We start from the raw sequence: 22033 nt of genomic DNA, 5'->3' as shown, positions 1-22033 counted from the left end.
CCCTCCGGAACCGGCCCCGTAACCTAGACCGTCGGCGTGTCTTGCAGAGCGCCGCGCTCCTGAGCACCTTCCTCACGTTCCGTACGCGCAAGCGTCGGGCGGGAGAGGCCGCTCGTCCAATCCGGATCGGTGCGGTTCCGTCTTCTCGGCGGGGCTTGCCTGAGCGGCTGGCTTCAGGAGCATCCGTCCCGAGTGAGAGAGAGATCCGCGTGTACGCCATCGTGCGCAGCGGTGGTCGCCAGCACAAGGTTGCTGTCGGCGACATCGTTGAGGTTGACAAGATTTCCACTGCCAAGGTTGGCGACACGGTCGAGCTCTCGACCCTGCTCGTTGTCGACGGCGAAGCCGTGACCAGCGACCCGTGGGTCCTGGCCGGCATCAAGGTCACGGCCGAGGTTGTGGACCACCACAAGGGCGCCAAGATCGACATCCTGCGCTACAAGAACAAGACCGGCTACCGCCGTCGCCAGGGTCACCGCCAGCAGTACACGGCGATCAAGGTCACCGGTATCCCCGCGGCTGCGAAGTAAGAGGGACTGAGACATGGCACACAAGAAGGGCGCATCGTCCACCCGGAACGGGCGCGACTCCAATGCCCAGCGGCTCGGCGTGAAGCGCTTCGGCGGTCAGGTCGTTTCCGCTGGTGAGATCCTCGTCCGCCAGCGCGGCACCCACTTCCACCCGGGTTCGGGTGTCGGTCGTGGTGGCGACGACACGCTGTTCGCGCTGCAGGCCGGTTCGGTCCAGTTCGGCACGCACCGTGGCCGCAAGGTCGTCAACATCGTTCCGGCCGCCTGATCCAGCTCCTGCTGATCTAGCGCGTTCGTAACTTCCCGAGGGCGGATCTCAGCTCTTCCCGGCGCAAGCCGGGAAGAGAGGTCCGCCCTCGGCGCGTTGTCATACAGACCACGTTTTAATGGGCAGGGGTAGTCATACGACCTGCCTGGGACATTCCCGTATGTATCTGGAGGAACACCCATGACCACCTTCGTGGACCGCGTCGAGCTGCACGTCGCCGCGGGTAACGGGGGCCACGGCTGCGCCTCCGTTCACCGGGAGAAGTTCAAGCCGCTGGGCGGCCCCGACGGCGGCAACGGCGGCCGTGGCGGCGACGTCATCCTGGTGGTGGAGCAGGCGATCACCACCCTGCTGGACTACCACCACAGCCCCCACCGCAAGGCCACCAACGGCAAGCCCGGCGAGGGCGGCAACCGCTCCGGCAAGGACGGCCAGGACCTGGTCCTGCCCGTGCCGGACGGCACCGTGGTCCTCGACAAGGAGGGCAACGTCCTCGCCGACCTCGTCGGCCAGGGCACCACCTACGTGGCCGCCGAGGGCGGTCGCGGCGGTCTCGGCAACGCCGCGCTCTCCTCCGCACGCCGCAAGGCCCCCGGCTTCGCGCTCCTCGGCGTGCCCGGCACCACCGGCGACATCGTCCTGGAGCTCAAGACCGTCGCCGACGTGGCGCTGGTCGGCTTCCCGAGCGCCGGCAAGTCCTCGCTGATCTCGGTGCTGTCCTCCGCCAAGCCGAAGATCGCGGACTACCCCTTCACCACCCTCGTCCCGAACCTGGGCGTCGTCACGGCCGGCTCCACGGTCTACACGATCGCCGACGTCCCGGGTCTGATCCCCGGTGCCAGCCAGGGCCGTGGCCTGGGCCTCGAGTTCCTGCGCCACGTCGAGCGCTGCTCGGTACTGGTGCACGTCCTGGACACCGCCACGCTGGAGTCCGACCGCGACCCGATCGCCGACCTCGACGTCATCGAGGAGGAGCTCAAGCTCTACGGCGGCGGCCTGGAGAAGCGTCCGCGTCTCGTCGTCCTCAACAAGGTCGACATCCCGGACGGCCAGGAGCTCGCCGACATGGTCCGCCCGGACCTGGAGGCCCGCGGCTACAAGGTCTTCGAGGTCTCCGCGGTCGCCCGTACGGGTCTGAAGGAGCTCTCCTACTTCCTCGCCGAGGTCATCGCCAAGGCCCGCGCCCGCAAGCCGAAGGAGGAGGCGACCCGTATCGTCATCCGCCCGAAGGCCGTGGACGACGCCGGCTTCACCGTCACCTACGACGAGGCCGAGGACGTCTACAACGTGCGCGGCGAGAAGCCGGAGCGCTGGGTCCGCCAGACCGACTTCAACAACGACGAGGCCGTCGGCTACCTGGCCGACCGCCTCAACCGCCTCGGCGTCGAGGACGCGCTCAAGAAGGCCGGCGCCCGTGCCGGTGACGGCGTGGCCATCGGCTCCGACGAGAACGCGGTCGTCTTCGACTGGGAGCCGACCATGATGGCCGGCGCCGAGATGCTGGGCCGCCGCGGCGAGGACCACCGGATGGACGCTCCGCGTCCGGCGACGCAGCGCCGCAAGGAGAAGGAAGCCAAGCGCGGGGACTCGGCACAGCAGGAGTACGACGAATTCCGGCCGTTCTGAGCCCCTCCCGAGGGACTTGTGCCCGGAAGGTTTGAAGGCGCCTTTACGTGGGTCGCCTAGGATCTTCCGGGTGAACAGCAGCAACCTACCCACCGTGTCCGTGGTGGTCATCGCGTACAACGACGCCGGGCTCGTGGGCGAGGCCGTTTCCTCGGCCCTCGCCCAGGGCCCGGTGGTCGCCGAGGTGATCGCGGTGAACGACGCCTCGTCCGACGGCACCGCGCGGGTGCTGGACGAGCTGGCCGCCGCCCATCCCCGCCTCAAGGTCGTGCACCGGACGGAGAACAGCGGGGGGTGCGGCACCCCGCGCAACGACGGGATCGCGGCTGCTTCCGGCCGGTACGTGCTCTTCCTCGACAGCGACGACGTCCTGCCGCCGGGAGCCGCCGACGCCCTGGTGCGCACCGCCGAGGAGCACCGGGCCCCGGTCACCGTCGGCGCGGCGGTACGGCGCGAGCTGCCCCAGCACCACGACGTCCCGTGGATGCCCGGACTGCACGTACCGGGCGAGGTGATCGAGCGGCCGGTGGACCGGCCCGAGCTCGTCCGCGACACCCTGTGCGTCAACAAGCTGTACGAGCGCGCCTTCCTCCAGGAGCACGGCCTGCGCTTCCCCGACGGCCGGTTCATCTACGAGGACTTCGTCTTCACCGCCCGCGTGCTCGCCGCGGCCCCCCGCATCGCCGTGACCGGCGATCTCGTCTACGTCTGGCACGTGCGCCGGAGCGCCGCCCAGGTGTCGATCTCCCTGGACCGCAAGGACGTCGGGAACTGGCGCTCCCGCATCGAGGCCCACCGCACGGCCGCCGGGATCCTCGCCGAGGCCTCCCCGGTGCTGGGCAGCGCCTGCCGGGTGAAGTTCCTGGAGTACGACCTGCGCATGTACCTGCGCGAGCTCGGCCAGGACCCCGAGTACCAGGCCGCCTGGTGGACCCTGACCCGCGAGTACGTCGACACCTTCCCCGAGGCCGACATCGAGTCCGCCGCGGCCCACGCCCGCTGGATCGTTTCGGTGCTGCGCGCCACCGCGACCCCGCCCGCCGATGTGGAGCGGCTCACTCGGCTGGCGGCCGAACCGCCGCGGCTGCTGCCCCCGTACGCGACCGGTCCCGCCGGAGTTCCGGTCTGGAGCGAGGAGCTCCCGGTCGAGCTCGCGGACCTGTCCGTGCTGCCGGTCGGCGAGCTGCCCGTCACCGTCGACGCCGAACCGGCCGGGCGGGCCGCCGTGCGGATCCGCCTGCACGACCTGTACGGGCGCGTCGCCGAGGCCGGGCCCGTCACCGCGCAGCTGCGCTTCACGCCCCGGGCGGGCGGTGAGGCGGTCTTCGCGCAGCCGGTCGAGCTCTACCCCGACCGCAGCGGCGGCTGGGTCGCCGTACTGCCGTTCCGCCTCGCCGACCTGGCCGTCACGGGCCGTCGGCAGGGGCTGCGCAGGATGCAGGCGTGGAACGTCGGGGTGGGCGTGCGGTGTGCCGACGGGAGCTCGGTGTTCACCTCCCTGCGCCCCCGGGGCCGGCTGCTTCGCCGTCGGGCGCTGCCCAGCAGCCGGTACGGTGTGCTGCTGGCGCAGCCCTACCGGACGGGGGCCGGCGCCCTCGCGCTGCGCCTCGCGCCCGGTGCCGAGGGCGCGCTGTACCTCGTACGCAACCGCCTCCACCGGGCCCGGGCGGGCCGTGGGGCGGGCTGAGGCCCCGTAGGCGGCACCTGCCGCGGACCTGCGCACCGCCTCGCGCTTCATCCCGAAGCATCTCGAAGCATTCCGAAGTATTTCCGAAGCATTCCGAAGTCGGACAGGACCAAGGAGACACACATGACGTTTCTGATCACCGGTGGCGCCGGGTACATCGGCGCGCACGTCGTCCGCGCGATGCGGCTCGCGGGGGAGGAGGTCGTCGTCTTCGACGACCTCTCCACGGGCGACGAGAACCGGGTGCCGGAAGGTGTTCCTCTGGTGGTCGGCTCCGTCCTCGACCGGCTGGCCGTGGAGGAGGTCATCCGCAAGCACAAGATCACCGGCGTGGTGCACCTGGCGGGCAAGAAGCAGGTCGGCGAGTCCGTCGAGAAGCCGATGTACTACTACCACGAGAACGTGCAGGGCCTTTCCGTCCTGCTCCAGGCCGTGGCCGACGCGGGCATCCGCAACTTCCTCTTCTCCTCCTCCGCCTCCGTCTACGGCATGCCCGACGTGGACCTGGTCACCGAGGACACCCCGTGCAGGCCGCTGAGCCCCTACGGCGAGACCAAGCTGGCCGGCGAGTGGCTGGTGCGCGCCGCGGGCCGGGCGCACGGCATCTCCACCGCCTGCCTGCGCTACTTCAACGTGGCGGGCGCCGCGGCCCCCGAGCTCGCCGACACCGGCGTCTTCAACCTGGTCCCGATGGTCTTCGAGCGGTACGACGCCGGCCAGGGTGCCAAGATCTTCGGTGACGACTACCCGACCCCGGACGGCACCTGCATCCGCGACTACATCCACGTCGAGGACCTCGCGGAGGCCCACGTGGCGGCCGCCCGCAAGCTCGCCGAGTGGGCCGCGGCCGGCGACTACAAGGACCTCACCGTCAACATCGGGCGCGGCGAGGGCGTCTCCGTCGCCGAGATGGTCGAGCTCCTGAACAAGAACACCGGGCACGACATCGCCCCCGTGATCAGCCCGCGCCGCCCCGGCGACCCGGCGAAGGTCGTGGCGTCGGCCGACAGGATCACCACCGAGCTGGGCTGGAAGGCCCGGCACGACGTCCGTGAGATGGTCACCTCCGCATGGGCGGGCTGGGAGGCCAACAAGGTGGCCCGCAAGGACGCCCACCGGGACGTCCACAAGCCCTGACCGGCGGAAGCCGAACCGGCGTGTGCCGGATGTGGAGCGGCCCGCCCCGGAGGTGTCCGGGGCGGGCCGCTCCGCGTGTGCCGTGGCGGGTGCGGTCAGCGCTCCAGGAAGGAGAACAGCTCTTCCCACCGGTCGGTGATCTCGGTGCTGGAGTAGCGCTGCACCGAACGGAAGGCGTTGTCGCCGAGCCGGTCGCGCAGCTCACGGTCGGCCATCAGTTCGCGCAGGTGCCCGGCCAGCTCCATCGTGTTGCCCAGCCGGGCCAGCAGTCCGTCCTCGCCGTGGTCGACGATCTCCCGTACGCCCGGCGCGCAGTCGAAGGCGGCCGCCGGTACGCCCGCCGCCATCGCTTCCAGCAGCGTGATCGGGAAGCCCTCGGCCCGTGAGGCCTGGGCGAAGACCGAGGCGCCGCGCAGGGCGCCGAGCACGTCGTCGGTGCTTCCCATCCACTCCACGGAGTCGTCCAGGCCCAGCGAGGTGCAGTACGCCTTCAGCGTCGCCTCCTCCGCGCCCGCCCCGTAGATCCGCAGGGTCCAGTCGGGGTGGTGCGGCGCGACGTCCGCCCAGGTGTCGAGCAGCAGGTCGACGCCCTTCTCGAAGGCGAGGCGGCCGACGCACGCCACGACCTTCTCCGTGCGGGGCGCGGGGGAGTCGGGCATGAAGGGCAGCGGGTTCGGCATGCTCCCCACGTTCTCCATGCCCGCCCGGATCCACAGGTCCGCGTCCTCGGCGGTCAGCACCAGCAGCCGGTCGACCTGCGGGTAGAAGCGGCGGACCCGCTCCCCGCGGGTGGACTTCTGGCTGGCCTCGAACGACTCGTGACTCATCCCGACGACGGTGAGCCCCTTGGTGTCGGCGAGCGCCACCCACTCCATCGCCCAGACCTGGGTGACGATGACGACACCGCCCGGGCGGGCCGCCCGCAGCAGCTCGCTCAGCCGCTCGGCCTTGACCCGCATCTGCGCCCGCCGGGCCGCCTGGCGGCGCCGCTCGGGTGCGTTCAGCCGGCCCTTGATCCCGCGCAGCCGGCGGGCCGACGGCGGGTGGGTGTCGTAGAGCGTGGTCATCTCGTACGGCAGGCCCGCCGGGAGCTTCTGCCGGATGTCGTCGGCGACCGGGGCGATGCCCACGATGTGCACCCGGTGGCCGCGGTCGGTGAACTGCCGGGCCATCTGGTGCGACCAGGTCGTCACACCGCCGATCTCGTCGACGTTGTTGGAGACGATGAAGATGTCACGGCCGCCCGGGGTGGCGGTCTGCTGGCTCACTTGCCGCTCCTGGTGAAGAACTTCTCTACGATCTGGCGGGCTGCGTCCCCGCGGTCGTACTCACCGAACTCGGCGAGGAAACGCTGCCGTGCCTGGGCGTACTTGACGTCGGCCTCCTCGAAGGCTGCGAGCGCCTGCAGGAGTTCGTCCGCCGTGGCCACCACCGGGCCCGGGGCCTTCTCCTTCAGGTCGAAGTACGTGCCGCGGATGTCGGTGGCGTACTTCTCGTAGTCGTACGCGAAGAACAGCATCGGCCGGTCCAGGACCGCGTAGTCGAACATCACGGACGAGTAGTCGGTGATCAGACCGTCGGCGAGGGCCAGCAGCGGGGTGATGTCGTGGTGCCGCGACACGTCGATGACGCGGCCCGCGACGGACGGCGGCAGCGAGACGCTGTTGAGGTAGTGGGTCCGCACCAGCAGCGTGAAGCGGTCGCCGAGGCGGTCCGCGAACTCCTCCACGTCGAAGGGGAAGGTGAACCCCTCCACCGCGCCGTCCGCGCCCGCCCGGAAGGTCGGCGCGTACAGCAGCACCTTCTTGTCCGGGTCGATGCCGAGTTCGGCGGCGAGGGGGCCGCGGACGCGCTCGCCGCTGTCCGTCTCGGTCCGGTGCGCCTCGACGAGGGCGTCGTTGCGCGGGTAGCCCGTGCGCAGCAGCACCTCGTCGCGCAGGCGGAAGCCCTTGGCGAGGGTGCGGGTGTCGTGCTCGGAGCGGATCAGGAAGTGGTCGAAGCGGTCGACGGCCGCCTGGAAACGGGCCTGGCCGGCCCGGCCCTGGGCCTTGGTCCGCGGTTCGTGGAAGCCCATCCGCTTGAGCGCCGAGCCGTGCCAGGTCTGGATGTACGTGGTCCCGGGGCGCTTGGCCAGCGCCAGCGGGAAGCCCTGGTTGTCGACCCAGTACTCGGCCTGGGCGAGGGCGCGCAGGTACTGCCAGCCCCAGCGCCTGACCAGGGTGGCCTCCTTGGGGAAGCCGGTGGGCTTGGCGCCCGCGTACGACCAGATCGCCTCGAACGGCGCGCCCTGGCGGACCAGCTCCTCGTAGATCGCCTTGGGGCTGTCGCTGTACTGCTTGCCCATGTGGCTCTCGAAGACGACCGTGCCCTTCTTGATCGGCAGCTTCGAGAAGACCTCGTGGTAGATCTTCACCTTCTGCTCGCCGGAGCCGATGTTGCGGCGGGTCCGCAGGGCCTTGCGCAGGCCCCGCTTGACCACGCCGGCCGCCTTGCCCTGTATGGCGTTGTTGATCAGGGACTGGGTGCGGACGGCGGCGGCGCCCTCGGCGCTCAGCACGTAGCTGAGGTTGCCCTTCTTGGTCATCTGGGGCCCGAAGCGGTCCGAGACCAGGCGGGTCAGCCGCGGGCGGACGCGCAGCCGGGCCGCCGACTCCAGGTCGACCCCGCCGATCGCGACCCGGGTGGTGATCCGTTCGCCGCCCGCGGTCAGCTTGAGGCGGACGTCCCAGACGGCGTCGATGATGCCGAGCGGGCGGACCGTGCTCGCGACGTCGGCGGTGCCGGTCCACTCGATCGTGTCACCGGCGTGGCGGACGGTTTCCACCGGGAAGCCGAAGGAGCGCACGCCGATCTGCCGACGGGCCCGGAACTCGAGCGTGGCCTTCAGTTCCGCGTCGGCGGGGATCCGGCCCAGCGGGTTCACGACGGAGCCGGACATGGTGACCGTGCCGCGGCCGTCGTCCTCGTAGGAGGTGAGCCGGTTGCCCAGGGTGAGGGAGGTGAGCGGCGTGGTGTGGAAGGCCTGCTCGGTGACGTCCAGTATCCGGCGGGCCTCGGCGGCGTCGGGGCCGTCGATGTGCTGCGCGCACCAGTAGACGCGGCCGTCGCGTTCGGCGAGCGGGGAGGTGAGCCGGCCCTTGTTGGTCATGGCGTCGGCGGCCGGGAGCAGGTTGTCCCAGTCCTCCTTGCCCAGCAGGTAGGCGCAGATCGCCTGGAGGTGGGTGACGTTCTCGTAGGCGGCCGGGTCGATCCCCGCGAGGTAGCCGTTGGCGAGGCGGGCGAACTCCTGGCGGTACTCGTCGCTCAGCAGCGGCAGGTCGCGCAGGTGCAGCACGAGGTCGTGCTTGAGGAACTTGGCGTCCTTCGCGGACTTGATGTCCGTGTGGCCCTTCTCGGCCAGCAGGGCGTCGACGCGGCGGTGGATCTCCATCCGGTGGACGAAGTTCGCGATCTCGTGGCGCCGGTTGCTGATCGACAGGGCCGCGGCCTTCTCGACCACGTTCCAGAAGTAGACGTGGTTCGGGATCAGGGTGATGCGGCGGGCGGCCACGTAGGCCTGCGCGGAGAACAGCAGGTCCTCGTAGTGGATGCCGACCGGGAACTCCAGGCCCTGCTCCAGCAGGAACGCGCGCCGGTAGCACTTGTTCGTGGAGAGGGTGTCGTAGACCAGCAGGTCGGGATACTCGGTGATCGATTCCAGGGTGCGGGTGCGCGAGTAGATCCAGGGGTACCACTCGGTGGTCTTGCCCCACCGGTTGTCGAGGTGCACGCGTACGCACATGCCCGCGACCAGGTCGGATCCGGTCCGCTCGGCGGCGTCCAGCATGTTCCGGCAGGCGTTGCGCTCCAGCACGTCGTCGCTGTCGAGGAACATCACGTACGTTCCGGTGGCCTGCTGGATGCCGTGGTTGCGCGGCGCACCGCAGCCGCCGCTGTTCTCCGGCAGCTGGAAGGCGCGCACTCTCCCCGGATGTGCAGATTCCAGTTCCTGGGCGACCGCGTACGAGCGGTCCTTGCTGCAGTCGTCGACGATCACGACTTCGACGCTGTGCAGGGTCTGGTCCAGAACCGACCGGACTGCTGTCGGCAGACGCTCTGCGTCGTTGTAGACGATGACGACCACGGAGACGTCGGGCACGTGCACCTCGATCCCTTCGTTTCGTTACGTTCAGCTGATTCCGCTTATCTCGTCCACGCTACCGTGTGCCGCCCCCGACTCCCGCAGCCCGACTCCCGCCCGACCCTCACCGTGCATACTTCTAAGGAAGAGGTGAGAGGCGGGTCAGGCCGCCGACAATCACCCGTTCGGATCCAGCAGGAAGTGTTCATGACGAAGCTGTCCGTAGTTGTCCCCTGCTTCAACGAAGAAGCCGTCATCGACAGCTTCGATGTGGAGATCCGGAGGGTCCTGGACGCCCTCCCCGTCGAGTACGAGGTCTGCTACGTCGACGACGGGAGCCGCGACGGCACCCTCGACAAGCTCCGGAAGATCGCCGCCGAACACGGCGAGGAGACCCGCTACGTCTCCTTCAGCCGGAACTTCGGCAAGGAGGCCGGCATGCTCGCGGGCCTGCGCGAGGCCACGGGCGACGCCGTAGTGATCATGGATGCGGACCTCCAGCACCCGCCGGAGCTGATCGCGACCATGCTGGAGCACTACCGGCAGGGACACGACCAGATCATCGCCCGCCGCACGCGCGAGGGCGACAAGAAGCTCCGCTCCGCCCTCAGCAGCCTCTACTACCGGGGCGTCAACCGGTGGGTCGACGTGGAGCTCACCGACGGCGTCGGCGACTTCCGCATGCTCTCGCGCCCGGCCGTGGACGCCCTGCTGTCGCTGCCGGAGTACAACCGCTTCTCCAAGGGGCTGTTCTCCTGGATCGGCTTCGACACCGTCCACTTCGACTACCGCAACGCGCAGCGCGAGGCGGGCGAGACGAAGTGGAAGTTCGGCGCCCTGCTGAACTACGGCATGGACGGCCTGATCTCCTTCAACAACAAGCCGCTGCGGATCGGGATCTGGTTCGGCGTGTCGCTGGTCGCCCTGACCGGTCTGTACGCCCTGTGGATCACGATCATGGCGATCACCAACGGCGTCGAGTCCCCGGGGTACGTCACCCTCGTGGCCATCATCACCGGCCTGGGCGGCGTACAGTTGATCATGCTGGGCCTGATCGGCGAGTACATCGGCCGCATCTACTACGAAGCCAAGCGCAGGCCGCACTTCCTGGTGAAGGAATCGCACGGAGCACAGCCGCTCCCGCGGACCGATGACCGGCCGGCGGCCCCGGTCGCAGAGCCTACGATCGTGGAGCGCAGCGCCCGATGAGCCGCAAGGAACAGCTCGGCCAGGTGTTCAGGTTCGCCCTCGTCGGCGGAGTCAACACCGGCACCTTCTTCGTCATCTACCTGCTCCTTCACCCGTGGATGCCGTACTTCGCCGCCTACTCCCTGGCCTTCGTCCTGGCGATGGTCGGCTCGTTCTTCATGAACACCTACTTCACCTACCGGACCCGGCCGACCTGGAAGAAGTTCTTCCTCTTCCCGCTGACGAACATCAGCAACTTCGTCATCCAGTCCGTCGGCCTCTACGCGCTGGTGACCTGGGTCGGAATGGACACCCGGATCGCCCCGCTGGTCGCGGCCGTCCTGGCCATCCCGTTCACCTTCCTGCTCTCCCGCAAGATCCTCGTCCCGGGTGCCGCCCGGGCCGAGGAGGCCACGCCCGTGGAGGCGGGGTCCTCGTCCAGGGTCTGAAACCCCCGAGCAGTCCCGTGCGCCCACCCCGTAGATTGAGACGGCAGGCATCTCGGCGACATGCATTTCGCCGACAGGCATTTCGGCAAGGGGCAAGGGGACAGACGTGTCAGCGGCTAGGCAAGGTGTCGTGGACGCCCGCAGGATCGTGGTCAAGGTCGGCTCCTCCTCCCTGACCACCGCGGCCGGCGGCCTCGACGCCGACCGGGTGGACGCGCTCGTCGACGTCCTCTCCAAGGCGCGCAGCGGAGGCGAGAAGGAGATCGTCCTCGTCTCCAGCGGAGCCATCGCCGCCGGTCTCTCCCCGCTCGGCCTGCGCCGGCGGCCCAAGGACCTGGCCCGGCAGCAGGCCGCCGCGAGCGTGGGCCAGGGCCTGCTCGTCGCCCGCTACACGGCCTCCTTCGCCCGGTACGGCGTCCGCGTCGGCCAGGTGCTCCTCACCACCGACGACACCAGCCGCCGCGCCCACTACCGCAACGCCTACCGCACCCTCGACCAGCTGCTCGCCATGGGCGCGCTCCCCGTCGTCAACGAGAACGACACCGTCGCCACCGACGAGATCCGCTTCGGCGACAACGACCGGCTGGCGGCCCTCGTCGCCCACCTCGTCCGCGCCGACCTCCTCGTACTCCTCTCGGACGTGGACGGCCTCTACGACGGCGACCCGTCCCAGCCCGGCACCACGCGCATCGCAGAGGTCCGCGGGCCCGAGGACATCGCGCACGTCTCCATCGGCAGCGCCGGCAAGGCGGGCGTGGGCACCGGCGGCATGGTCACCAAGGTCGAGGCGGCCCGGATCGCGGCCGCCGCCGGGATCCCGGTGGTGCTGACCTCCGCGAGCCAGGCCGCCGACGCCCTCGCCGGACGGGGGACCGGCACGCTGTTCCACGCCACCGGGCGCCGCTCCGCGGACCGGCTGCTCTGGCTCCAGCACGCGTCGACCCCGCAGGGGCACCTGGTCCTGGACGACGGTGCCGTCCGCGCGGTCACCGAGCGCGGCAGCTCGCTGCTGCCCGCCGGGATCGCGGCGGTCGAAGGCGACTTCGTCGCCGGGGACCCGGTGGAACTGCGCTCCGCGGACGGCCGCGCCGTGGCCCGGGGCCTGGTCAACTTCGACGCCAAGGAGCTCCCGCAGCTCCTCGGCCGCTCCACTCGCGAGCTCGCGCGGGAACTCGGACCCGCGTACGAGCGGGAGGTCGTCCACCGGGACGATCTGGTCCTGCTGGAGGGCTGAGGTTCGGCAAAAGCGGAGCGCGGCGGCCCGTGGACTGGTCAACTGTGAGGGGCGGGCGGACCCGCGTGGCGGAGACAGGAGGCGGCTGGTGAGACGAGCGCTGACCAGCGTCGGCACAGGGGACGGTGACGGCGGCGGTGGCGGGGAGGAGCAAGAACACGCATCGCGTCTGTGGCACGTGACCCTGAGCGTCTCCGGCAAGCCGGCCCCGCTGTCCGAGGTCCGGCGCGGGCTGGAGCAACTGGCCCACGACCATCCCTTCCTGCTGACCAGCCGGTACGCCGACGACCACGCGGAGATCCGCTACTGGGAAGAGGCCCGGGACCTCCACGACGCGGCGGCCGTCGCCCTGCGCCTGTGGGGCGAACACCGCTCCTCGGCGCAGCTCCCGCCCTGGGAGATCGTCGGCCTGGAGGTCATCGACCGCGCCACCTACCACCAGCGGGTCGCGGAGGGCTACGGCCCGCCCCCGGCCCACCCGGTAGGAGTGCACCCCTACTGAACGCACCCAGCCGGCCGCCCCGGCCTCGGGCCGACGCCCCGTCCGGCGTTCGAGGCCGGGATCCGGGCCGAGCTGCGGCTTCAGCCGGGGCGGTGCTCGGAGCGCAGCCCCGGCTTTCAGCCCGTCCGGTGCTCGGGGCCGAGCCCCGGCCCTTCGGCCCGTCCGGCGTTTGAGGACCGGGTCCGGGCCGCACCTCGGCTCTTCCCCCGGTCGGGTGCTTGGGGCGGAGCCCGGCCCTTTCAGCCCGTCCGGCGCTTGAGGACCGGGGCCGGGCAGAGCCTCGGCTTTTCAGCCTGTCCGGCGTTTGAGGACCGGGTCCGGGCAGAGCCCGGGGAAAGGGCGAAAGGGCGGGGCGGGGAGAGTGCCCCGCGCAGCGGCCCCGTACCCGCCCCCGGCCTCACCCCGCCGACCCGGCCGGCGGCCGTCTCGCGGGGTGGAACCCCAGCAGCGGCACACCGGCAGGGGATTACCCTGGGCGGCATGACCTCGCTCGATGCCGCCACCGCCACCTCGCCCGTCCTCGCCACCGCGCAGCGGTCCCGTACCGCCGCCGCGGTGATCGCCCCACTCCCGCGGTCCGCCAAGGACACCGCCCTGCTGGCGATCGCGGACGCGCTGGAGGCCCGTACGGCCGAGATCGTCGCCGCCAACGCCGTGGACACGGACAAGGCCCGCGCCGCCGGCACCAGCGAGACCGTCATCGACCGCCTCACCCTGACCCCGGAGCGGATCGCCGCCATCGCCTCCGACGTCCGCGACGTCGCGGCCCTCCCCGACCCCGTCGGCGAGGTCGTCCGCGGCAACACCCTGCCCAACGGCATCGACCTCCGGCAGATCCGCGTCCCGCTCGGCGTCGTCGGCATCATCTACGAGGCCCGCCCCAACGTCACCGTCGACGCCGCCGCCCTCTGCCTCAAGTCCGGCAACGCGGTCCTGCTGCGCGGCAGTTCCTCCGCCTACTCCTCCAACACCGCGCTCGTCGCCATCCTGCGGGACGCCGTCGAGAGCGCCGGCCTGCCCGCCGACGCGATCCAGCTCGTCCCCGGCGAATCCCGCGACTCCGTCCGCGAGCTGATGCGCGCCCGCGGCCTCGTCGACGTGCTCATCCCGCGCGGCGGCGCCTCCCTCATCAAGACCGTGGTCGAGGAATCCACCGTCCCGGTCATCGAGACCGGTACCGGCAACTGCCACGTCTACGTCGACGCCCAGGCCGACCTGGACATGGCGGTGGACATCCTCATCAACTCCAAGGCCCAGCGGCCCTCCGTCTGCAACTCCGCCGAGACCCTCCTGGTCCACCGCGACATCGCCGACGCCTTCCTGCCGCGCGCCCTCGACGCGCTCGCCGACGCCGGCGTCACCGTGCACGGCGACGCCCGGGTCCTCGCCGCCGCCGAGGGCAGCAAGGTCACCGCCCTGCCCGCCACGGACGAGGACTGGGCCGCCGAGTACCTGTCCTACGACATCGCCGCCGGAGTCGTGGACTCCCTCGACGACGCCGTCACCCACATCCGCCGCTGGACCTCCGGTCACACCGAGGCGATCGTCACCACCTCGCAGGCCGCCGCGCGCCGCTTCACCCAGCTGGTCGACTCGACCACGGTCGCCGTGAATGCATCCACTCGGTTCACGGACGGTGGCCAGTTCGGCTTCGGTGCGGAGATCGGTATCTCCACCCAGAAGCTGCACGCCAGGGGTCCGATGGGCCTTCCCGAGCTGACCTCCACCAAGTACATCGTCACCGGCGACGGTCACGTTCGGTAGTGGGGCTTCGAGCGCGGTGTGGCCGGAATTCGGCGCACACCCTGCCGAAGGAGGCTCCCCAGGTCTAGGCTGGTCCCGTGCCGGACGACGTGGGGGGCAAGCCGTTCCCGGACGACGGGGAGCCCGACGACGACCGCGGAGGCGCGGATTACGACTTCGCCTCCGTGGTGTTCGACGAGGCCTTCGTCCGGAACGCCGAGATCCATGAACCGAGCGCCGCCGAGCGCCAGCGGGCGGCCGACCGAGCGCGTGCGGAGGCGGAAGCCGCCCGCGCCGTGGCCGGTGGCTGGACGGGCGACGACGACCACGACAGCTACGGGTACGGCCATCCCGACGGGTACGACGACGACCACGGCTGGGACCACGACCGCGGCTACGGATACCCGGACGGCCCGTACGGGGTCTACGGCGGCAGTCTGCGCCCCTACCGCGGCCGCGCGCCGTGGCTGCGTCCCGTCGCCTGGGTGCTCGCCTTCGTGATGGGCCTCGGAATGGTCGCGCTGGCCTTCAGCGCCGTCTACCGCAGTGCCTCGGGCGAGGCGGACCCCGCTCCGGCCCCCGCCAGCACCCCCAGGGGTGAAGTCACCGGCGTCGGCGCGTTTATGTACCCCTCCGTCCGCCAACCCTGAAGGTACGACCCCACTCGCGTACGCCGGAGCCGGGGGCTTCTCTGAAGCGGGGACAGCGGGGAGAAGCGATGGCCGTGCCAGGAGATCCACCCAACAGCACCCCCGAGGGCATGGGCGGGGGCGACGACGACTTCCGGTCCGACGACTTCCGGTCGGACGAGTACCGGTCCGTGGTGTTCGACGAGGACTTCGTCCGGGCCGCCCGGCTCCAGGAGTACTCCGCCCAGGAACGCATGGGCGAACACGCCCGTGCGGTGCGCAGCAGGTCCATCTGGTCCGGCGGCGGCTCCGCGTCCGGGACCGGCACCCCCGGCCGGGGCGCACGGCAGGGCATGCTGCTCGTGCTGCTCATCGCCACGGCCTTCGCCTTCGCCGTCTACATGGGGCTGCGCAACCCTTACGTGCCCCCCTCCGGGGGACCCGCCCAGGCGCTCGGCAGCACCGTGGTCCCACTCGCACCGACCACCGACGTGCCCGGCGGGCGCCCCGCCGAGCTGTACGCGAAGAGCCCCGCCGCCGACTACCGGGTCGGAGCGGCCGGCATCACCCTGCCCGCCGTGCGCCGCACACACCACTTCACCGACGCCCAGGTCGTCGCCGCGCTGTCCATCGCCAAGGACTACCTGGTGCAGTCCTCGCTCGACCCCGACATCCTCGCCGGATCGGCCTCCCGCCCGGTGCGCGTCCTGCTCGACCCCGACCAGCTGGCGCAGTTCGACCGCAGCATGACCTCGCCCTCCGGCGACGGCCGCCACGCGGCCACCGGCTGGCTGGTCCGCTTCGACCCGTCCACCGCCGTCGTGGCCGACACCAGGGTCCGGGTGAGCGGAACGCTCGCCTTCGAGGAGGTGGCTCCGGACATGCTGGAGGTCACCACCGACCACACCTTCGTGTACGCCGTGCGGCCCGCCACGGGATCCCCGGCCGCCGCCGACGGCGCCTCGCTCTTCACCGTCCGGCGCGAGCTTCGGCTGCGCTTCGACCGTGAGGACCTGACGGCCCGGCGGCTGGAACTGGCCTCGGCCTATGTCATGGCCGGGCCGCAGGACTGCTCCGCGGACCCGGCCGGGGCCTTCCGCCCGCTCCTGGCCGGAGCGGGCCCGACCACGGTGGGTCCGGCCGCGAGCGACCCGTACGCCAGCGGCCAACCGCGGCGCACGGCCGGCCTGTGCGGCGTCCTGGCCGCGCCCGCGACCCAGGGCGTGACCCCGTCCGCGGCGCCGCCCTCGCCCCCGCGGGCCGCTCCCGTCAGCCCTGCTCCGTAGGCCCTGCCTTGTCCTGCGGGGCGGTGCCGGCCCCGGCGCCCGTGAACTTGTCGCGGAGCTTGCCACCCACGTCGGCCGCCCCGCCCGCGAGGTCACCGACGAACCTGAACAGCGGGTCCTTGCTGGTGCGCACCGCATCGGCGTAGTGCGCGGCGGACTGGCGGAAGGAGTCGGTCACCGAGGTGTCCTTGTCCTCGTCCCGCCGCGGGTAGTGGCCGTCCATGATCCGCTGGTGGTCGCGGCTCTCCGACCACTTCTTCAGCTCGGCCGCCCGCACCGTCGTGAAGGGGTGCGTGCGGGGCAGCAGATTCAGGATCTTCAGTACGGAGTCGCGCAGATCGCCGCTCGACTCGTACTCCTCGGCCTGGGCCAGGAAGGCGTCCACGTTCATCTCGTGGAGGTGGTTGCCGCCGGCGATCTTCATCAGACCCCGCATCGAGGCCTGCACGTCCTGCCCCACCAGCAGCCCGGCCCGGTCGGCCGAGAGCTCCGACTTGCGGAACCACTCCCGCAGCGCGGTCACGATCGTCATGATCGCCACATTGCCCAGCGGGATCCACGCGACCTTCAGCGCCAGGCCGGTCAGGAACAGCAGGATCGTGCGGTAGACGGCGTGCCCCGACAGGGCGTGGCCCACCTCGTGGCCCACCACCGCACGCATCTCCTCCTCGTCGAGCAGCTCGACGAGGCCCGTGGTCACCACGATGATCGGCTCGTCCAGCCCGATGCACATGGCGTTGGGCTTCGGGTCCTGCTGCACGTACATCTGCGGGACCTTCTCCAGGTCCAGGATGTAGCAGGCGTCGCGCAGCATCGCGTACAGGTGCGGGAACTGCGTCTCGCCGACCCGCACCGACTCCGACAGGAACATCAGCCGCAGGCTCCGCTCCGGCAGCAGCCCGCTCAGCGCCTTGAACACCGTGTCGAAGCCGCTCAGCTTGCGCAGCGCCACCAGCGCGGAGCGGTCCGCGGGATGCTCGTAGGCCCGCGACGAGATGCCCGGGAACCGCCTGCGGTCCCGCGCCGGTACCTTCTCGAACCCTGTTTCCGTCATAGCGCCCTCCCCTGGATGGACCTGCACGTCCCTGCGTCTATCCTCTCCAACGCCTGAGTCGGCGTGAGCGTGCCCCAGGCCCCCGCATACGATGTGAGCGAAGTCTCCGCCCGCTCCCCGACTCGATAGGTATCTGCCTGATGAGCCTCTCCACCACCGCCCACAACCTGGTCGTCCTCGCTTCGGAGGGGGCCGAGCAGCACGGCGGCAACCACGACAGCCTGAACCCGTACCTGACCGGCGGCGGTGCCTTCGTCATCCTGATGCTGATGCTCTGGGTCACCACGCGCCTGAACCGCGACCGCTGAACCGGCCGCACCCGCCTCACCCGACGAGAACGACGCGTCCCCCGGGCCAGTAGGCTCTGCGCTCATGGGAGAGCAGGAGATGCCTACCGGTCCGGTCAAGCGCCGGCTCGGCGTGATGGGCGGGACATTCGACCCGATCCATCACGGACACCTGGTGGCCGCCAGCGAGGTGGCCGCCCTTTTCCACCTCGATGAGGTGATGTTCGTGCCGACCGGCGAGCCGTGGCAGAAGTCGCAGCGCGCCGTCTCGCCGGCCGAGGACCGCTATCTGATGACGGTCATCGCCACGGCCTCGAACCCGCAGTTCTCGGTGAGCCGCATCGACATCGACCGCGGCGGGCCGACGTACACCATCGACACCCTGCGGGACCTGAAGGCGCAGAACGACGACGCCGACCTGTTCTTCATCACCGGAGCCGACGCGCTCGCACAGATCCTGACCTGGCGCAACGCCGAAGAGCTCTTCTCGCTCTCCCACTTCATCGGAGTCACCCGGCCGGGCCACGTGCTCACCGACGACGGGCTCCCGGAGGGCGGTGTCTCCCTGGTGGAGGTGCCCGCGCTCGCGATCTCGTCCACCGACTGCCGTGCGAGGGTGGCCCAGGGGGATCCTGTCTGGTATTTGGTGCCGGACGGCGTCGTGCGCTACATCGACAAGCGTGAGCTGTACCGGGGAGCCTGAGCTTCCGGAGAGAGGGGCCCCGCGGTGAACGACCGACAGGATCCGTACGACCCGTATGCCGCCCAGGACCAGCAGCTCGTCGGCTACGACGCGTACGGGCGGCCGGTGTACGGCCAGGTGCCCGCGCAGCCCGCCCACCAGTACGAGCAGCAGAGCTACGGCTACGACTACCAGGGCTACGACCAGCAGCAGCCGCAGCAGTACTACCAGCAGCAGCCGGCGGCCCAGGAGTACGGGCAGCAGGAGTACACCCAGGCGCCCGCCTACGGGTACGACGGGCAGCAGAGCGGCCAGGCCCAGCAGCAGACCCCGCACCAGGCCCAGCAGCAGACCCAGCAGCAGGCCCAGCAGTGGATCCCGCAGCAGCAGGCGCCCGAGCCCCCGGCCGCCGAGCGGCGCCCCGACCCGGAGGAGCGGGCGTCCGCCCAGGTCCCCGAGCCGCGCCGGCCCGAGGGCGGCCCGGAGGCGGACCGGGACTACCGCACCGAGATGTTCGCCTTCATCGACCAGCCGGACGAGGACTCCGAGGACGTCATCGACTGGCTCAAATTCACCGAGAGCCGCACGGAACGCCGCGAGGAGGCCCGCCGCCGCGGCCGCAACCGGGTGGTGGCGCTGATCGTCGTCCTCGCCCTGTTCGTCGTCGGCGGACTCGGCTACCTCTGGTACGCGGGCAAGCTGCCCTTCCTCGACGGCCCCGGCGAGAAGAAGACCGGGGCGACCGCCGACGCGGCCGCGCAGAAGCGCGACATCATCGTCGTCCACCTGCACAACACCAAGAAGGGCGGCACCTCCTCGGCGCTGCTCGTCGACAACGTCACCACCAAGAAGGGCGCCACCGTCCTGCTCCCGAACAACCTGGCCGTCACCGGCCAGGAGGGGACTCCCACGGGGCTCGGCAAGTCGGTGGAGGACGGCGCACTCGGTACCCGCGAGGCCCTCGACTCCGTGCTCGGCACCCACATCGGCGGCACCTGGCGCCTGGACACCCCCTTCCTGGAGAACCTGGTCGAGCTGGTCGGCGGCATCGAGGTCGACACCGACACCGCGGTCCCGGCCGACGACGCGGCCAAGACCCCGGCCGTCGCCCAGGGCCAGAAGCAGAGCCTGAGCGGCTCGATGGCCGTCGCCTACGCCACGTACCGCGGGCAGGGCGAACCGGAGGCCAAGCAGCTGGAACGCGTGGGCAAGGTGCTCCAGGCGGTGCTGCGCAAGGTTCCGAGCGACCCGAAGGCGGCGGCCGTGACCGTCGAGAGCATCGGCCAGATCCTCGATCCGGCCCTGAACGCGCAGACCCTCGGGGCCCTGCTGTCCCGGCTCGGCGCGCACGCCAAGGTGGGCGAGTACCGCACGGACGTCCTCACGGTGAAGGCGGACGGCACGCTCACGGACGACACGAACAAGACGGTGGTCAAGGAGGTGCTGGGCGGCTCCGGCGCCGCCGCGCAGCCCGGTGCCGCCCCGCGCGTCGGCCTCAAGGACGCCACCGGCGACGAGAAGATGCAGGTCGCGGCGAAGGCGACGCTGATGAACGGCGGCTACACCTTCGTCGACGGCGGCAAGGCCGACAAGACGGCGGCCACCTCGCAGATCACCTACCAGGACGACGCGCAGCGGGACCGCGCGATCGAGGTGTCCAAGACGCTGGGTCTGCCCGAGACGGTCGTGAAGAAGGCCGAGAACACGGTGAACGCGGAGATCGTGGTGATCCTGGGCAAGGACTACAAGGCGTCCTGACCGGGCTCCGGAGCGGCCCGGAGGGAGGCATTCGCCCGCGCGCGACGCTGCGCGCGGGCGGTGTCGGCGGTACATGAGACCCTTGTAAGGATCTGCCCGCCAACCCGAAAGCATGGCCAGTGACCGCCACGGACCGCTCCATCGAGCTCATCACCGCCGCCGCCCAGGCCGCGGCCGACCGGCTCGCGCACGACATCATCGCGTACGACGTCAGCGACGTGCTGTCGATCACCGACGCCTTCCTGCTCGCCTCGGCGCCCAACGACCGCCAGGTCAAGTCGATCGTCGACGAGATCGAGGAGCGCCTCCTCAAGGAGCTCGGCGCCAAGCCGGTGCGCCGCGAGGGCGACCGCGACGCCCGCTGGATCCTGCTCGACTACGTCGACATCGTCGTCCACGTCCAGCACAGCGAGGAGCGTGTCTTCTACGCGCTGGAGCGCCTGTGGAAGGACTGCCCCGAGATCGAGCTCCCCGAGGACGCCAAGCTCACCATCGGCAAGGCCGAGGAGCACGCCAAGCTGCGCGAGGCGGCGGGCGACGACGAACTGGACGGTGATCTGTTCTGAGCGCGACCACCTCGGGCAAGTCCGGCAGGAAGATCGTTCTCTGGCGGCACGGCCAGACCTCGTGGAACCTGGAGCGCCGCTTCCAGGGCTCCACGGACATCGAGCTGACCGAGGCGGGTGTGGCGCAGGCGCGCCGCTCCGCGCGGTTGCTCGCCTCGCTGAAGCCGGATGCCATCGTGGCCTCCGACCTGCGGCGCGCCTCCGCCACGGCTGCCGAGCTGGCGGCCCTCACGGGGCTGGCGGTGGCGCACGACGCGGCGCTGCGCGAGACGTACGCCGGCGAGTGGCAGGGCCTCACGCACGACGAGATCCTCGAGAAGTACGGCGAGCAGTACGCGGCGTGGAAGCGCGGCGAACCGGTCCGCCGCGGCGGCGGTGAGCTGGAGACCGAGGTCGCCGACCGCGCCGCGCCGGTGGTGCTGGAGCACGTCGAACGGCTGCCGCGGTCCGGCACCCTCGTCGTGGTCAGCCACGGCGGCACCATCCGTACGACCATCGGGCGCCTGCTCGGCCTGAACGCGTACGACTGGGAGGGCCTCGGCGGGCTCTCCAACTGCTGCTGGTCCGTCCTCGGCGAGGGCGCGCGCGGCTGGCGCCTGCTGGAGCACAACGCCGGCACGCTGCCGGAACCGGTGCTCGGCGACGACGACTGAGCGGCTTTCTGCCGCTCCCCGGCGGGGCCGCCACCCGGATTTCACTTTCCGGCTGGTCACAGGCTAGAGTTCTTCTTGTTCGCAGCGCAGAACACCGGAGACGGGGGGAGCGCGGCGGAGAGCGGGGCTATAGCTCAGTTGGTAGAGCGCCTGCATGGCATGCAGGAGGTCAGGAGTTCAATTCTCCTTAGCTCCACAATCAGGATCCCGTCCCCAACAGGGGGCGGGATCCTTGCTTTTGTACCCTTTGCGTTTGCTGACCTCTCCCGCACCGGCATGGCAGAATCGTGACCGCCGGAGGGGGAGACGACGGCCCGACGCGGGAGGGAGTCGCTGACGGATGGGTGCACACCGGCGCCGGTGCGACTGGTGCAACAACGGCACGCCGATCGTGCGGGACATGGACCCGGTCAACCCCGACTACCAGTACTGGTGCGAGGAATGCGCTCGGGCGCTGATCATAAAAGGCGACCCGATCGAGACGTACCGCGAGCTGGAAGGGGAGCCGATCTACGGGCGGCTGCTCGACGAGCACTGCACGCTCAAGCGGTTCTACCAGTTCGCGCGGGCGTGACAAGTTGGCTCAAATCGGACATGGCCTCTGGTTGGTGGAAACCGATTTTTGGACCAGGGC

General features: G+C 70.7%; 21 protein-coding genes and 1 tRNA gene. 19 read left to right on the top strand and 3 right to left on the bottom strand.

Annotation, left to right across the window (positions count from 1 at the left end; translation table 11 throughout):
* Window positions 1–209 precede the first annotated feature (209 nt).
* From rplU to galE, 5 genes are all read left to right on the top strand, one after another.
* Window positions 210–530 carry a 50S ribosomal protein L21 gene (gene rplU / locus ACXNSR_RS13670; RefSeq protein ID WP_030013082.1) on the top strand — a complete coding sequence of 107 codons (321 nt, stop codon included), beginning with the start codon at window positions 210–212 and terminating at the stop codon, window positions 528–530.
* A gap of 13 nt (window positions 531–543) precedes the next feature.
* Complete coding sequence (gene rpmA / locus ACXNSR_RS13665) at window positions 544–798, top strand: 50S ribosomal protein L27 (protein ID WP_030840805.1); 255 nt, start codon at window positions 544–546, stop codon at window positions 796–798.
* 180 nt (window positions 799–978) lie between these two features.
* Entirely contained in the window at window positions 979–2424 is a 1446-nt protein-coding gene (obgE, locus tag ACXNSR_RS13660) for a GTPase ObgE (RefSeq protein WP_458642314.1), read from the top strand.
* Window positions 2425–2494: 70 nt separating this feature from the next.
* Window positions 2495–4111, top strand: coding sequence for a glycosyltransferase family 2 protein (locus ACXNSR_RS13655; RefSeq protein WP_458642313.1), 1617 nt, complete (start codon window positions 2495–2497; stop codon window positions 4109–4111).
* A 123-nt stretch (window positions 4112–4234) separates the two neighbouring features.
* Window positions 4235–5248, top strand: coding sequence for a UDP-glucose 4-epimerase GalE (gene galE, locus ACXNSR_RS13650; RefSeq protein WP_458642312.1), 1014 nt, complete (start codon window positions 4235–4237; stop codon window positions 5246–5248).
* Window positions 5249–5343: 95 nt separating this feature from the next.
* Here galE and ACXNSR_RS13645 read toward each other — a convergent pair whose 3' ends face one another.
* Both ACXNSR_RS13645 and ACXNSR_RS13640 read right to left on the bottom strand, forming a co-directional pair.
* Window positions 5344–6516, bottom strand: a complete 1173-nt coding sequence (locus ACXNSR_RS13645) for a glycosyltransferase (protein WP_458642311.1) — start codon at window positions 6514–6516, stop codon at window positions 5344–5346.
* On the bottom strand, window positions 6513–9392 hold the full coding sequence (locus tag ACXNSR_RS13640) for a bifunctional glycosyltransferase/CDP-glycerol:glycerophosphate glycerophosphotransferase (RefSeq protein ID WP_458642310.1): 2880 nt from the start codon (window positions 9390–9392) through the stop codon (window positions 6513–6515). Before ACXNSR_RS13640 ends, ACXNSR_RS13645 begins: the two co-directional genes overlap by 4 nt.
* 183 nt (window positions 9393–9575) lie before the next feature.
* On the opposite strand from ACXNSR_RS13640, the gene ACXNSR_RS13635 reads away from it, so the two are divergent.
* From ACXNSR_RS13635 to ACXNSR_RS13605, 7 genes are all read left to right on the top strand, one after another.
* Window positions 9576–10577 carry a glycosyltransferase family 2 protein gene (locus tag ACXNSR_RS13635; RefSeq protein ID WP_266596540.1) on the top strand — a complete coding sequence of 334 codons (1002 nt, stop codon included), beginning with the start codon at window positions 9576–9578 and terminating at the stop codon, window positions 10575–10577.
* The gene (locus ACXNSR_RS13630; protein WP_458642309.1) at window positions 10574–11005 is read left to right on the top strand and encodes a GtrA family protein; all 432 of its coding nucleotides are present in this window, start codon (window positions 10574–10576) and stop codon (window positions 11003–11005) included. The genes ACXNSR_RS13635 and ACXNSR_RS13630 overlap by 4 nt, the downstream gene beginning before the upstream one ends.
* A 106-nt stretch (window positions 11006–11111) precedes the next feature.
* Window positions 11112–12239: a glutamate 5-kinase gene (gene proB, locus ACXNSR_RS13625; RefSeq protein WP_458642308.1), complete on the top strand. Its 1128-nt coding sequence runs from the start codon at window positions 11112–11114 to the stop codon at window positions 12237–12239.
* A gap of 34 nt (window positions 12240–12273) precedes the next feature.
* Window positions 12274–12741 (top strand): hypothetical protein, encoded by a 468-nt coding sequence (locus ACXNSR_RS13620; protein ID WP_458643298.1) that lies wholly within the window; start codon window positions 12274–12276, stop codon window positions 12739–12741.
* Window positions 12742–13221: 480 nt separating this feature from the next.
* The gene (locus tag ACXNSR_RS13615) at window positions 13222–14505 is read left to right on the top strand and encodes a glutamate-5-semialdehyde dehydrogenase (RefSeq protein ID WP_458642307.1); all 1284 of its coding nucleotides are present in this window, start codon (window positions 13222–13224) and stop codon (window positions 14503–14505) included.
* 77 nt (window positions 14506–14582) lie between these two features.
* Window positions 14583–15134: an SCO2584 family spore wall biosynthesis protein gene (locus tag ACXNSR_RS13610; protein WP_458642306.1), complete on the top strand. Its 552-nt coding sequence runs from the start codon at window positions 14583–14585 to the stop codon at window positions 15132–15134.
* 68 nt (window positions 15135–15202) lie between these two features.
* The gene (locus tag ACXNSR_RS13605) at window positions 15203–16399 is read left to right on the top strand and encodes an SCO2583 family membrane protein (RefSeq protein WP_458642305.1); all 1197 of its coding nucleotides are present in this window, start codon (window positions 15203–15205) and stop codon (window positions 16397–16399) included.
* Here ACXNSR_RS13605 and ACXNSR_RS13600 read toward each other — a convergent pair.
* The gene (locus ACXNSR_RS13600) at window positions 16383–17453 is read right to left on the bottom strand and encodes a M48 family metallopeptidase (RefSeq protein WP_458642304.1); all 1071 of its coding nucleotides are present in this window, start codon (window positions 17451–17453) and stop codon (window positions 16383–16385) included. The genes ACXNSR_RS13605 and ACXNSR_RS13600 overlap by 17 nt on opposite strands.
* Before the next feature lie 140 nt (window positions 17454–17593).
* Here ACXNSR_RS13600 and ACXNSR_RS13595 point away from each other — a divergent pair, with 140 nt between their 5' ends.
* The 7 genes from ACXNSR_RS13595 (at window position 17594) to ACXNSR_RS13565 (ending at window position 21973) form a co-directional block, all read left to right on the top strand.
* Complete coding sequence (locus ACXNSR_RS13595) at window positions 17594–17761, top strand: hypothetical protein (protein ID WP_033224011.1); 168 nt, start codon at window positions 17594–17596, stop codon at window positions 17759–17761.
* A 64-nt stretch (window positions 17762–17825) separates the two neighbouring features.
* A complete protein-coding gene (nadD, locus tag ACXNSR_RS13590) occupies window positions 17826–18443 on the top strand; it encodes a nicotinate-nucleotide adenylyltransferase (protein WP_030008626.1) in 618 nt (205 codons plus the stop codon).
* Window positions 18444–18467: 24 nt separating this feature from the next.
* Window positions 18468–20180: an LCP family protein gene (locus ACXNSR_RS13585; RefSeq protein ID WP_458642303.1), complete on the top strand. Its 1713-nt coding sequence runs from the start codon at window positions 18468–18470 to the stop codon at window positions 20178–20180.
* A gap of 119 nt (window positions 20181–20299) precedes the next feature.
* Window positions 20300–20746 carry a ribosome silencing factor gene (gene rsfS, locus ACXNSR_RS13580; RefSeq protein ID WP_030008628.1) on the top strand — a complete coding sequence of 149 codons (447 nt, stop codon included), beginning with the start codon at window positions 20300–20302 and terminating at the stop codon, window positions 20744–20746.
* The gene (locus ACXNSR_RS13575) at window positions 20743–21399 is read left to right on the top strand and encodes a histidine phosphatase family protein (protein WP_458643297.1); all 657 of its coding nucleotides are present in this window, start codon (window positions 20743–20745) and stop codon (window positions 21397–21399) included. The genes rsfS and ACXNSR_RS13575 overlap by 4 nt, the downstream gene beginning before the upstream one ends.
* A 123-nt stretch (window positions 21400–21522) precedes the next feature.
* Window positions 21523–21595, top strand: a tRNA-Ala gene (locus tag ACXNSR_RS13570).
* A gap of 144 nt (window positions 21596–21739) precedes the next feature.
* A complete protein-coding gene (locus ACXNSR_RS13565) occupies window positions 21740–21973 on the top strand; it encodes a hypothetical protein (protein WP_008738908.1) in 234 nt (77 codons plus the stop codon).
* Window positions 21974–22033 lie beyond the last annotated feature (60 nt).

The organism is Streptomyces sp. NC-S4, assembly GCF_054353315.1.
This window is presented reverse-complemented; position numbering and strand designations above follow the sequence as displayed.